The sequence below is a fragment of the Amylibacter sp. IMCC11727 genome, assembly GCF_029854195.1.
GTDB lineage: Bacteria > Pseudomonadota > Alphaproteobacteria > Rhodobacterales > Rhodobacteraceae > Amylibacter.
This window is the reverse complement of record NZ_CP122960.1, coordinates 425955-438920: the sequence shown is the minus strand read 5'-3', so window position 1 is coordinate 438920 and position 12966 is coordinate 425955. Positions and strand designations below refer to the sequence as shown.

The following is a 12966-nucleotide window of genomic DNA, read 5'->3' as shown; positions in this document are numbered from 1 at the left end:
CGTTACAACATGCCATTCTAATTCTGATTTTTGTAACGTTTCTATCGGAATTACAAGCCGAATCCCAAACGCCTTTGGTCAAGATAGCATAAATCGTATCACTTGCAACGATTGGTGTGATGTAACGTTTATCCTTGCTTGGCAGCAAACATCGGCCCGCCTTTGTGACGCGGAAATCCGTATCCGTTGATCATCACCACATCAATGGCTTCCGCACTTTGCGCGATGCCCTCAGCCAAAATCGCCTCGCCTTCGGACACCATCGCACCCAAAATGCGTTCGATGATTTCTTCGGCGGAAAAGCTGCGCCGTGTCACGCCGCTGGCGGCCGCTTCTTCGATGATGATCGCCTCGACAATCGGATCGGGCTCCCCACGGCGCGACCCATCGGGATAGTTGAACCACCCACTGCCTGTCTTTTGCCCAAACCGCCCCAGTTCACAAATCCGATCCGCAATCCGCACATACCGTTCGTTCGGATCGCGTGTTGGGGCCCGCCGTTTGCGTGCGGCCCAGCCGATATCGAGCCCAGCCATATCCTGCATGGCGAAAATCCCCATCGGGAATCCATAGGCTTTCATCGCGGCATCCACCTCTTCGGGTGCCGCACCATCTTCGACCATGTAATCACATTCACGACGATAGGCTGTCAGGATTCGGTTGCCAATAAACCCGTCGCAAACCCCTGCAGGCACAGAAATCTTGCGCAACATCTTGCCCAGCGCAAACCCCGTCGCCAGCACATCATCCGCCAGCTCATCAGGGCGTACAATCTCCAACAACTTCATCACATGCGCGGGCGAGAAAAAGTGCAGCCCGATCACGCGGCTTGGGTCTTTCACGCTCGCCGCGATCTCGTTCACATCCAGATAAGACGTGTTCGTCGCAAGCACCGCTTCGGGCTTGGTCACACGATCCAGCTCGGCGAACACCTGTTTTTTCACGTCCATGTCTTCGAATACCGCTTCGATCACCAGATCAACGGTATCAAGCGCATCGTAAACAAAATCGCCCACAAACATACCGAGCAACGCGGTGCGTTTGTCCTCGGATATCAGCCCACGTTTCACGCTTGCACTCAGCGTATCCGCCACACGTTTCTGCCCTGCCGCCAGCGCATCATTGTCCCGTTCGATCATCGTAACAGACAAGCCCGCCAACAGCAGCGCCACACAAATACCAGCCCCCATTGTGCCGCCACCGATCACACCCACATGGCGCAAATCACGCGGCGCGACACCTTTGATTGCCGCAACTTTGCTCACGGACCGTTCAGCGAAAAACACATGCCGCAATGCTGCAGATTGTGGGTCCTCCATCAATTCGATAAAAATGGCACGTTCATTTTCTAATGCGGCGGGTCCGTCCAAACGCACCGCGTCCGCAACCGCATCCACCCCGCGGATAACTGAATTCTGCCCCCGCGCCTTGGCCACCAGTTTTCCAGCGACCGTGCCCCAAGCCTCGGGATCGAGCGGTGCAACGGGATCTCGATCCACCAGAGCAACAGGTAGATCTTTCCCAGCAATCTCTTGCGCAAAGGTCACGGCATCCGCGCGCAAATCACCCTTCGCCACGGCATTCGCCAGCCCACAGGCTGCGGCATCCTTCGCGCCAATCGGCTTACCCGTCGCAACCATCTCTGCCGCTTTGGCCACGGGCACCACACGGGGCAATCGCACCGTGCCACCTGCACCTGGGATCAGGCCCAAATGCACTTCTGGCACACCCAGTTTCGCCTTGGGGTCCACCACGCGGTAATGACAGCCAAGCGCCACTTCTAAACCACCGCCCAGCGCCGTTCCATGAATGGCCGCAACCCAAGGTTTCCGCGCACCTTCGATCATCAGAACAACATCAGGCAACCCCGGCTCTGCCAACGGCTTGCCAAATTCAGAAATATCCGCGCCCGCCATAAATGTGCGGCCCGCTGCGATCAGAACAACCGCCTGCACCGCATCATTTGCGTCCGTTTTGGCAACGGCCTCTGCCAAACCCACGCGCACTGCATGGCCCAGCGCATTCACAGGCGGATTATCCACCGTGACAATCGCGATTTCGTTTTCGATCTCAATCGTCACAGCGGTCATATGGGTCTTCCTTTTACAAAACGGCGTCTAACGCCTTTCGCAATTTGTTAACCGCCCCGTCCACATCATGCAACTTATCGAGCCCAAACAAACCCAAACGGAAGGATTTGTAATCTTCTGGCTCGTCACACATCAGCGGCACACCTGCCGCAATTTGCATACCCTCAGCTGCAAACTTGCTGCCGTTCTGAATCGCAGGATCATCCGTGTAGGAAACAACAACCCCGGGCGCGCCATAGCCATCCGCTGCCACGGAAACGATCCCTTTTTCCGCCAACAACGCCCGCACTTTTGCACCCAGCTCCAACTGTTCATCGCGCACTTTGTCGAACCCATATTCCTTGGTTTCAAGCATCGTGTCGCGAAACGCGCGCAGCGCATCCGTAGGCATAGTCGCGTGATACGCGTGCCCCCCGTTTTCATAGGCCTGCATGATGGAATACCACTTGCCCAAATCCACCGCGAAACTGCTCGATTGTGTTTCCCCGATTTTGCTCAGCGCATGTTCGGACATCATCACCAACCCCGCAGATGGCGACGCAGACCAGCCCTTTTGCGGCGCAGAAATCAGCACATCCGCACCAACCTCTTTCATATCCACCCACGCACAACCAGACGCGATACAATCCAGAACGAACATCCCGCCATAGGAATGCACCGCATCTGTAATCGCCTTAATATACGCGTCAGGCAGGATCATCCCGCTCGATGTTTCTACGTGCGGTGCGAACACCACATCGGGTTGCTCTTCTTGAATTTTCGCCACAACCTCTTCGATTGGGGCAGGGGCAAAAGGGGAAGCCGTGGCATTGGCTGTCCGCCGCGCCTTCATCACAGTTTCAGACGCCACAATGCCGCTTGCTTCGAAAATCTGTGTCCAACGATAGGAAAACCATCCATTGCGAATGACCATCACCTTTTTGCCGTCTGCAAACTGGCGTGCCACCGCTTCCATGCCATAGGTCCCGCCCCCCGGCACAATCGCAACACCGTCGGCGTTGTACACCTCTTTCAACATGCCATTAATATCGAGCATGACAGATTGGAACGCTTTACTCATGTGGTTCAGCGAACGGTCGGTAAAGACCACCGAAAATTCCATCAAACCATGTGGGTCAACAGTCGAATTCATCTTTACTCTCCTTCTGAGTTTTCAAATCTTTGGCGGGTTGGCGCAGCAAACCCTAGGGTATCTCGGTATCGAACCACGCGTTCGCAGCAGGGGCTAAATCCGCCAACAATTGGCGCACAAGCGCACGACAGGCCTCGCCTTGCCACTCATCTGGAAAAAACGACAGTGGTAAATCCGCATGGCGCAGCACCAAACGCCGCCATTGATGCACAATCAACACCCGCAACGCGGCGGCTTCCATCGGGGTCGCATGGGCCACCGACAGCCCCTGCAACACGGCTCGCAGTTCGGTATACCCTCGGGCAACCTCTGGCGTGCCAATGCGATCCTTGGTCCAGTCGGGTACGGTCACAAATGACCCAGATACAACCAATCCATCCGCCACATGATCCCGCCGTTTGGTCAAATACGTGCGCCCGCCCAGCGCAACAGCATCTTCTGGTGCATCATCAGCGGCATTTTGCAAAACCACCAATCGCCAGCCATCCGCCGATCCCGGAGACGGGGCATAAATCCGTTTGGTTGCAGGTCCAAAAACCGATACCCCCTTTGCGGATAATTGATAAAAGCTCAACCGCCCGCGTCTGGATCGAACAACCCAACCATCTTTGGTCAACCGCGACATAGCCACGCGAAACGCTTCTGGCTTAATGCCCATTTCACCAATCAATGCCGCCAAAGTGGTCGATGCAACTGTGCCACCACGATCCACCACGGCATCACCGAAAATGGTGATCACAACCGACCACACACGAATGCGGTCAAGTTCCACCAATTGGGCAATCGCTTGCTTGCTCTGAAAAGTCCCCTGCGTCATGATCCTCTTATAACGCGAAAAAATTGGATCACCACGGGGGAAACATGTCTGACACTGGCTTTTCAATCGAAGATGGCAAAACGCTTTTGTCAGAGGCATTTGCCCCGTGGGTGCTGGCCCAAAACCTCATGCCGAAGTCGTTTTCCAAAACCACCGCAACCTTTGTGTTGCCCGCAAACGACGATCTGGCGTTGCGCGGTGGGCCAGGTGCGGGGCTGATCTGTGGTCAAGCCATTGCCGCTGCCGCAGACACCGCCACGGTGATCGCACTGGCAGGGGCAAACGGGCGGTTTCGAAACTGCACCACGGTGGATTTATCGGTCAATTACCTGCGCCCTTTGCCCATGGGCGACACCAACATCACCGTCGAAATTGAAAGCAATGGCCGCAAGCTCGCCACCTGCCGCCTTACCATTCAGTCCGAAGGTAGCCCGAAACCTGCCGCCCTCGCCACGGCAACATTTATGTATTTAGAAGATTAGAAACGGCTTCCTTCAGGCGGTCTTCATCATCAAGCTGCAATCGCACAGGCAGCGTAATCACCTTGTGGCGCCAGTCTTTGGGCAATCGCACGGCGTCTTTTTCGGTGGTCACCATCTGAGCCCCTGCACTGGCGGCTTCCATTTCCATACGGCGTAACAGCGTGGTTGATAATGTTTCATGGTCTCCAAAAGATCGCGTCTCCACCACGTTCGCCCCCGTGGCGCGCAACGTATCAAAAAACTTTTTCGGCCGCCCGATCCCCGCAAAAGCAAAGGCACGCAAATCATGCCACAACATTCCTGTTTCCAGCGGCTCAAGCGCACCTTTCAAATGCGGCAGACCCGCCAGACCATCCTGCGCCTTTGCAAAGGCACGCTGCGCATCCTGCGGCCCAATGCTCAACACCATATCCGCCATCAACAAACCATCTGCAATGCTCTGGCGCAGCGGCCCTGCGGGCAAAAGGCGTTCATTGCCAAATCCAACGCCTGCATCCACAACCATAATCGTAAAATCCTTGGCCAGATCAGGGTTCTGCATCCCATCATCAAGGATCAAAACCTCGGCCCCCGCATCAATAGCAGCTTTGGCCCCCGCCGCACGATCCTTGGCAATCCAGCACGGCCCGAACGCCGCCAGCAACAACGGCTCATCCCCCACATCGCTGGCCGTATGCACGGCTTCATCCACCCGCAACGGCCCTTCTTCGGACCCGCCATAGCCCTTGGAAATCACATGCGCTGTCACGCCCAATTCGTTGAAAACAGATTGTAATTTAATCACCGTGGGCGTCTTACCTGTACCGCCCACATTGATATTGCCAACACAAATCACAGGCACGGACACCTGTTCGTGTTTGCCCTTTCGTTGCCTCCGATCACTCAGAACACGCCACAGAATCGACAAAGGGTGCAACACCCGTGGCCACAAACCCGGCTTTTCAGGCGAGTTAAACCAAAACACAGGCGCTTTCATGATGTGGCCCCCATCGGAAAATGATCCCAAATCGCCGCAACCAACGCATCTGTCGCATCCGCCCCTTCAGAGCTAACCATCCAACCAGCATGGGCCATTTCCGCCGCGCGATCAGGCACAACCAATTCTGTCACCGCTTCAACCAAAGACGCCACCGATCCCACTTCAATGGCTGCACCGGCGTTTTGCAGACGCAAATAGATATCCGCGAAATTATCAACATGCGGCCCATGGATAATTGCCGATCCCAAATTCGCCGCCTCCAGCGGGGTATGCCCGCCACGTGCTGCCAGTGATCCGCCCAAAAAACACACCGCCGCCAATTGATACCAAATACCAAGACCATCAAATCCCTTGGCCACGATCACATCCGTTCTGGGCGGTAAGTCATCTAAATCATGACTGTTTTTGTAATACAGCCCATAGTCTTCGCAGGCGGCACACACCGCATCCGTGGCATCAGGATCAGAGGGTACAACGATCAGCATCAACCGATGGGTCTGGCGCAGCGCCTTTTTGTGCGCTTCCAAAATCGGCGCAATCTCATCCGCGCCAATTTTGGCGGCCAACCACACTGGCCGCCCATCCAGCTGTTTTGACAATCGTGATCGACGTGCCTCGTCATGGGTCAACGCCAACGCCTCTTCTTGCAACGGACCCATAACCGTCGCGTCCGCCCCAAAATGCTGCATCTGCTTTAGCGCGTCTTCATGGGCCACCAATATCTGCGCAAAACTGTTCAGCGCAGGTTTACCGATGCTCGGCAGCCACCGAAATTGCGGATTGCCTTTGTCCACATCGCGCACATTCGCCAGCACCGCAGGAATATTTCGCGCCGCCACTTCGGCATTCATCACAGGCATCAACCGATCACAGGCCCAGACGCACAGATCAGGTTTCCAATGATCCAAAAACCGCTCCACCGCCGCAGGTTTATCAAACGGCGCGTATTGATGCAGCACACCGGCAGGCATGCGCAGCGCAAACACAAAATCCTGAATTTGATCCTGCGTCGTCACCAAACACTGAATGTCTGGCATCTCATCGCGACACTGCTGGATCACTCCCGCCAAATGCAGCGCACCCTCTAAGCCTTCGACGTGAAACCAAATTATCTGGGCATCGGGCCGCGCGATATCACTTTTGCCACGGCGTTCATGCACGCGGCTGGCGTCTTCGTCACCACGGGCCACACGCCGCGCCAACTCGTGCTGGGCCAACGGCTCTGTGATCCGCGCAGCGCCACGCAACAGGGTTTCGCTCAGGCTCTTTGAAGGCATCAGTTCAATCCTAACACCACTAAAGTATGCCATGTTTGCATCAGACCACCAAATGCGCCAAAAACGGCGCTTTCAATTGGGACGGACAGGCGATCATTCCAGGAATTTTTGCAGCTGGAGAATTGTAAACCGGCGTTTCCCCTTTGGCATCAAACACGCAGGCCCCTGCCTCGGTACAAATCAAATCCCCTGCGGCCACATCCCATTCCCACGCAGGGCGGAATGTGATCATGGCGTCAAACTGACCCTTGGCCACCAAACACAACCGATACGCCAGCGAGGATCGGAAATTCCGCTTCACAGGGGGCACACCCCCCGCCCAATACCCCGCATCCATCATCGGTTTCGCCGCTAAAATCTCCGCCTGCGCCAGCTCTGCCACATCGCTTGGCGTGATGGGCGCACCATTCATCGTCGCCCCGCCCCCGCGCGTCGCAGCAAAGGTCATTTCTTTTGCGGGCATATGCACAACCGCCGCTGTGACAACACCATTTTGCGCCACTGCAAAGGAGTGCGCAAAATTCTCATGCCCCATGATGAACGCCCGCGTTCCATCAATCGGATCAAGGATAAACACCCGTTCTTTCCCCAATCGCGCCGCTGAATCTTCGGTCTCTTCGGACAGCCAACCGTAATCGGGCCGCGCCGCCTGCAACTCGGCCTCTAACATGCGATTGATCGCCAAATCAGCCACCGTCACAGGCCCCTGATCATCGTCTTTTTCCCACACTTCTGGATCGTTCTTGAAATGCTTCAACGCGATATCGCCCGCCGCCTTGGCCGCATCCAACAACAGGTCCAGATCATGCGCCGGCAATGGTCAATCCTTCCACCAACAGGCTCGGCACAACGCGGCTCAGGTGCTGACGCGCATCATTGGCGGGTGTGATATTTTTCAGTATATCCAATAGATTACCCGCCACAGTGCATTCATTCACAGGGCCAATCACTTCACCGTTTTCCACCCAAAACCCTGCGGCCCCGCGCGAATAATCCCCTGTGTTTGGATTGATCGTAGACCCGATCATCGACGTAATCACCAATCCCGTGCCCATCATGGCAATCAAATCCTCACGGCTTTGATCCCCTTGGGTCAGGGTCAAATTCCCCGTGGATGGCGATGGCGGCGACGATACCCCACGGCTCGCATTGCCCGTGCTTTCCATGCCGAGTTTGCGCGCCGTCGCCAGATCAAGGGTCCAACCTTGCAAAATCCCGTCTTTCACAATGGCCCGCTCTGCCACAGGCAACCCTTCCCCATCGAACGGGCGGCTGCCCGCCACACGAGGGCGCGATGGGTTCTCAATCAGCGACATTCCTTTGGGCAACACCTGTTCCCCCAGTGAGTCTTTTAAATAACTCGCGCCGCGCACAATGGCCGACCCGTTCACAGCCCCTGCCAGATGCCCAACCAAACTCGCCGCGATCCGTTCATCAAACAAAACCGGATACGCACCCGTCGGTGGCCGCGTCGCCCCAGCCCGTTCAACCGCGCGCTCCCCTGCCAAACGGCCAATCTCTGTTGCACTTGGTAGATCGGTCAAATGACTGCGCGCCTCACCATGATAATCCCGCTCCATCGTCAGACCTTCGCCTGAAATGGCCACACAGGATGTGGAATAAGACCCGCGCCGATACCCACCTTGAAACCCATTTGTCGCAGCTAAAAACAACGATGTATCGCTGAAACCTGAACCAGACGCCTGCACTTTGGATACCCCGTCCACCGCCAGCGCCGCCGCTTCGGCCTCAATCGCCATCTGCTGCAGCTCTTCGGCCTTGGGTGCTTCGCCCCCATCGAATAATTCGAGCGCATCGACATCCCAATTCTGCGCCAATTGATCAGGTTCGGCCAATCCACAGGTTGGGTCTTCGGGGGCTTCCTTGGCCATGGCAACGGCTCGCTCGGCCATCATGGCAATACTGGTGGCGCTGTCATCTGAAATAGAAACACAGGCTTGGCGTGCCCCCATCAAAACCCGCAGACCCAGATCAATCCCCTCGGAACGTTCCGCATGTTCCAACGCCCCTTCGCGCACTTCGATTGACACCGATGTCCCCTTCGCAATCAGCGTGTCCGCCGCATCTGCGCCCGCCGCATTTGCCGCGTCCAAAACCCGTTGTGCCAAATCTGCCAGCTGTGTCATGCTCGTTTCCTTATCGTTCCCACACCAATACGGCAAACGGCAGGGTGACAAAACCCTGCCGCTTCAATTTTGTTTGATAAGAACGGGAGTCTAAAGCGGGTTGCCGTTGATCAAAAACGCGCCATTTTTGCGCGCTTCGATTTTCACGTTCAGATGATCCTCGCCCTCTGCACCTTTTACGGCAAACATGCTGGCCACCATCCGCGCGAAATCCCCCTGCTGTTCGCTCACCTCGCCCATACCAATCAACAGATCAAGCGCCGCGAGCCCGCCATACACATGCAGATCAAACGCACCTGACATGGGCACATCACGAATACGGTTCAAACGCAGCGGCACACCCACATCTTCGGTATGTTTCAGGTCGAAATCCGTAATCGTCAGGATGGCCTGCGATGCTGGTTTCGTACCAACCAAGGTCACAGTGACCCCATCCATCCGAACGTCATGCACCTGCGCACGGCCAGGTTTCTGGATCACATGATCTATCGCACCTGTCACCGTCATCCGTATCGCTGGCAAACCACGCACGGGCGTTGCCACACCTGTGATCGTGTCCGGATAAGTGATCGCCACGGCGTTGTTTTCCACCTCCACGGCCCGCAGAAACGGCAATTCCAATCGCCCCTGAATACGCGGCAGCGTGATCACAACATCGCGCCACTCCACCCCGTTTTCCACCGCGGTTTGTGAACGTTTGCTGATCTTCGCCCCTGACGGACCCAATTCCTGCACCAATTCACGCAGCACGGTTTCCGCCATATTTTGCGCTGCAACAGGGCCAAACGACATCAGCGTCAGCACCACTCCAACCAGCAACATTCGAACAACAGCCATAGGGTATCCTTTCTGGCCCATAATTTCCGCAACGAAGGGGTAAAATTCCGTTGAATTTACGACCCTTTTCTGTTTGTGACAAATGGGAATGCATAACGGAGATTTCAATCATGGCATGGTCACCAGATAAAACCGAAGTCAAAAGCTGGAACGAATGGGATCCGTTGCGCCACGTGATCGTGGGCCGCGCCGATGATTGCCATATTCCACCCGAAGAACCCGCGCTCGACGCCAAAGTGCCAGAGGATTCCGACATGCGCGGCCAATGGGGCCGCCGCCCGCAAGAAACCATCGACAAAGCGAACGAGCTGCTCGACAACTTTGCGTCCATGCTGGAAAAGCGCGGCATCCGCGTGGATCGTCCAACGCCGACAGATTTTTCCAAACCCGCCACCACGCCTGATTTCCACACAGACAGCCAATTCGGCTGTATGCCGCCGCGCGATGTGCTTTTGACAGTGGGTCACGAAATTCTCGAAGCCACCATGTCCTATCGCTGCCGCTGGTTTGAATACCTGTGCTACCGCCCGCTGATGCAGCAGTACTGGGAAGAAGACACCAACTTCCGCCACGAAGCCGCACCAAAACCGCGCCTGACAGATGCGGATTACCACCCCGATTACCTGTCCGATAAAATCGGTGTGGCCAAACGTCTGGAATGGGCCGAAAAGAAATTCTTCGTCACCACCGAAGAAGAACCCCTGTTCGATGCCGCCGACGTTCTGCGTTTTGGCAAAGACCTCGTCGTACAGCACGGCTTCACCACGAACCTCAAGGGCATCGAATGGCTGCGCCGTCACTTCCCCGATCACCGCGTTCACACCGTGAATTTCCCTGGGGATCCCTATCCGATCCACATCGACGCCACGTTCACACCGCTGCGTCCGGGTCTGATCCTAAACAACCCACAGCGCCGCCTGCCCGAAGAACAGCGCAAGATGTTCAACGACAACGGCTGGGAAATCGTCGATGCGGCGCAACCCGCACACAACGCCCCACCGCCCTTGTGCTACTCTTCCACTTGGCTGTCCATGAATGTTCTGGCGCTCGATCCCAAAACCGTCTGCGTCGAAGCCTCCGAAGTCTACCAGCAAGAGCAAATGGACAAACTCGGCCTCGAAGTCATCCCAGTTGATCTGCGCGACGCCTACGCCTTTGGCGGCGGCCTGCACTGCTGTACCGCAGATGTCTACCGCGAAGGCGACTGCGAGGATTACTTCCCGAAACAGTAAACCGTAGGGTGGGGTTTTACCCCACCTTCCGACGCCTTAATGGCGCGCTGTAACAGCAAACCCACATGGCGGCTGAACCCTGCGGCTAACCCCACCACACAGGGTTGTACCCAGCCACAATCCGCGCAATGCTACCCAAAACGGAGCCTTATTATGCGCACCCTTCTGCTGATCGTGATCCTATCGCTGGGCGCGACCTTCCCCGCATTCGCCCAATCCCTGCAGATAAACGACGCGGTGATCCGCGTGCCCGTTCCCCCCAAATACGAAAACGCAGACGGCAACGCCAAACCGCTCCCGTCGCTCTATTTCAAAACCAAAAAGATCGAACCACTGGAAAAGGCGGGCGAGTTTGACGAAGGCATCTTCCTTTATGGCGCAAGCATTCGCTCCCGCAAGGATCGCAGCAATGCCGAAGTGTACGAACAACTGTTTGCCGCAGTCTTCAATCGTGTAAAACACCGCGTGAACGGTGGCAAAGGCACATCCGCAACGGGCGATTTGAACCCCAAACTGATAGACCGCATTTTCAAAAACGCGGGCGGTAAAACCGCTGCAACGCTCGATCTGGTCGCCAACGACCCGACACAAAAATCCTTTGTGGTTCTGGCTGGGTACGAATTGATCGGCGTTGTGACCATCCCGATCTATGTTGAAACGTCCTTTGTGTTTGTGAAAGACCGATTGGTCTTTGCCCACAACGTCCGCGTTGCAGTGACAGGCAACAGCCGCACTCCAAGCAAAGCCATCAAATCCGAAATGCGCCGCACCAGCAAAAAACTCCGCAACGCGATCCAAAGGGCCAACCGTTAGGGGCAATCAATTCCCTTGCGCTATCCCCGTGAACACGCGATGCTTCTCATATCAAAAGGAGCATACTTATGGGTATCACAAGCATTCTGGTTTTAATTATTGTCGGCGCAATTGCGGGCTGGCTGGCGGGTCTCATCGTCAAAGGATTTGGTTTTGGCCTGCTTGGCAACATCGTCGTCGGCATCGTGGGGGCCTTTATCGCCACGCTTATTCTGCCCCGCATCGGTTTGGTGATCGGCGGCGGTTTGATCGGTAACATCATCAACGCCACCATCGGCGCGGTCATCTTGCTGTTCATCATTCGATTGGTGCGCAAAGGCACCTAACCATGGTGCCAACCGTCATCCCCATGACAGGCACCGTGGGTGCAGAAATCCACGGTGCAGATGTGCGCAATGACGATCATTGGCCCACCATTCGCCAAGCGTTCATCGACCATTCCGTCATCACCATTCGCGCCCAAACCATCACGCCCGACGATCATATCGCGTTTGCGCAGCGGTGGGGCGACATCAACGTGAACCGCTTTTTCACCCCGCTGGAGTCTCACCCGAACATTGCGGTGGTTCTGAAAAATCCTGACGACACAACCGCCATTGGCGAAATGTGGCACACCGATCATTCCTATGACACGGCCCCTGCCATGTGTTCGATCCTACATGCGATTGATCTGCCCCCCTATGGCGGTGACACCTGCTTTGCATCTCAATACGCCGCCTATGACGCGCTGTCTGATCCAATGAAAACGTTTCTTGGCGGGCTCAGCGCATGGCATTCCTCGCGCCACGCCTTTGGCGCGGCAACGCTTGATCATGAACAGGCCAAGGGCGGCCGCCTACACAACCAGGACAAAGCCACCCAAGACGCGCTGCATCCCGTGGTCATCACGCACCCGTTGTCTGGGCGCAAAGCACTTTATGTGAACCCCGATTTCACAACCCACATCGAAGGCCTCGCAGAACCGGAATCAAAGGCGCTTTTGGCCTTCCTTTTCGAGCATTGCCAAAACCCCGATTACCAATGCCGCGTGCGCTGGCAAGAAGGTGACATCACCATGTGGGACAACCGCGCGCTTTGGCACAAAGCCATCAACGATTACGCAGGCCACCGCCGCTATATGCACAGGATTACTGTGGAAGGCTGCGCGCTGACAAAATAGG

General features: G+C 56.0%; 13 protein-coding genes. 5 read left to right on the top strand and 8 right to left on the bottom strand.

What is annotated here, in order from left to right:
- Window positions 1-128: 128 nt before the first annotated feature.
- Genes QBD29_RS02300 through QBD29_RS02290 form a run of 3 tightly spaced genes read right to left on the bottom strand, consistent with a single transcriptional unit; the run spans window position 129 to window position 4039 of the window.
- Window positions 129-2090 carry a 3-hydroxyacyl-CoA dehydrogenase NAD-binding domain-containing protein gene (locus QBD29_RS02300; protein ID WP_280099724.1) on the bottom strand — a complete coding sequence of 654 codons (1962 nt, stop codon included), beginning with the start codon at window positions 2088-2090 and terminating at the stop codon, window positions 129-131.
- Between the two features lie 13 nt (window positions 2091-2103).
- The gene (locus QBD29_RS02295; protein ID WP_280099723.1) at window positions 2104-3222 is read right to left on the bottom strand and encodes an aminotransferase class V-fold PLP-dependent enzyme; all 1119 of its coding nucleotides are present in this window, start codon (window positions 3220-3222) and stop codon (window positions 2104-2106) included.
- Window positions 3223-3274: 52 nt separating this feature from the next.
- Window positions 3275-4039, bottom strand: a complete 765-nt coding sequence (locus QBD29_RS02290; protein WP_280099722.1) for a PaaX family transcriptional regulator C-terminal domain-containing protein — start codon at window positions 4037-4039, stop codon at window positions 3275-3277.
- A 44-nt stretch (window positions 4040-4083) separates the two neighbouring features.
- On the opposite strand from QBD29_RS02290, the gene QBD29_RS02285 reads away from it, so the two are divergent.
- Complete coding sequence (locus tag QBD29_RS02285) at window positions 4084-4521, top strand: PaaI family thioesterase (protein WP_280099721.1); 438 nt, start codon at window positions 4084-4086, stop codon at window positions 4519-4521.
- On the opposite strand, the gene lpxK is transcribed toward QBD29_RS02285, so the two are convergent.
- The 5 genes from lpxK to QBD29_RS02260 all read right to left on the bottom strand — a co-directional run bounded on the left by lpxK (window position 4502) and on the right by QBD29_RS02260 (window position 9761).
- On the bottom strand, window positions 4502-5497 hold the full coding sequence (gene lpxK / locus QBD29_RS02280) for a tetraacyldisaccharide 4'-kinase (RefSeq protein ID WP_280099720.1): 996 nt from the start codon (window positions 5495-5497) through the stop codon (window positions 4502-4504). The two genes, QBD29_RS02285 and lpxK, sit on opposite strands and share 20 nt — an antisense overlap.
- Window positions 5494-6777, bottom strand: a complete 1284-nt coding sequence (locus QBD29_RS02275; protein WP_280099719.1) for a glycosyltransferase N-terminal domain-containing protein — start codon at window positions 6775-6777, stop codon at window positions 5494-5496. The genes lpxK and QBD29_RS02275 overlap by 4 nt, the downstream gene beginning before the upstream one ends.
- A 40-nt stretch (window positions 6778-6817) precedes the next feature.
- Window positions 6818-7594: a 3'(2'),5'-bisphosphate nucleotidase CysQ gene (locus QBD29_RS02270; RefSeq protein ID WP_280099718.1), complete on the bottom strand. Its 777-nt coding sequence runs from the start codon at window positions 7592-7594 to the stop codon at window positions 6818-6820.
- Window positions 7581-8924, bottom strand: coding sequence for a TldD/PmbA family protein (locus QBD29_RS02265; RefSeq protein ID WP_280099717.1), 1344 nt, complete (start codon window positions 8922-8924; stop codon window positions 7581-7583). The genes QBD29_RS02270 and QBD29_RS02265 overlap by 14 nt, the downstream gene beginning before the upstream one ends.
- Window positions 8925-9014: 90 nt before the next feature.
- Window positions 9015-9761, bottom strand: coding sequence for a hypothetical protein (locus tag QBD29_RS02260; RefSeq protein WP_280099716.1), 747 nt, complete (start codon window positions 9759-9761; stop codon window positions 9015-9017).
- Between the two features lie 110 nt (window positions 9762-9871).
- On the opposite strand from QBD29_RS02260, the gene QBD29_RS02255 reads away from it, so the two are divergent.
- From QBD29_RS02255 to QBD29_RS02240, 4 genes are all read left to right on the top strand, one after another.
- Complete coding sequence (locus tag QBD29_RS02255) at window positions 9872-10993, top strand: serine/threonine protein kinase (RefSeq protein ID WP_280099715.1); 1122 nt, start codon at window positions 9872-9874, stop codon at window positions 10991-10993.
- Between the two features lie 153 nt (window positions 10994-11146).
- On the top strand, window positions 11147-11806 hold the full coding sequence (locus QBD29_RS02250) for a hypothetical protein (protein WP_280099714.1): 660 nt from the start codon (window positions 11147-11149) through the stop codon (window positions 11804-11806).
- Between the two features lie 68 nt (window positions 11807-11874).
- On the top strand, window positions 11875-12132 hold the full coding sequence (locus tag QBD29_RS02245) for a GlsB/YeaQ/YmgE family stress response membrane protein (protein WP_280099713.1): 258 nt from the start codon (window positions 11875-11877) through the stop codon (window positions 12130-12132).
- A 2-nt stretch (window positions 12133-12134) separates the two neighbouring features.
- On the top strand, window positions 12135-12965 hold the full coding sequence (locus tag QBD29_RS02240) for a TauD/TfdA family dioxygenase (RefSeq protein ID WP_280099712.1): 831 nt from the start codon (window positions 12135-12137) through the stop codon (window positions 12963-12965).
- Window position 12966 lies beyond the last annotated feature (1 nt).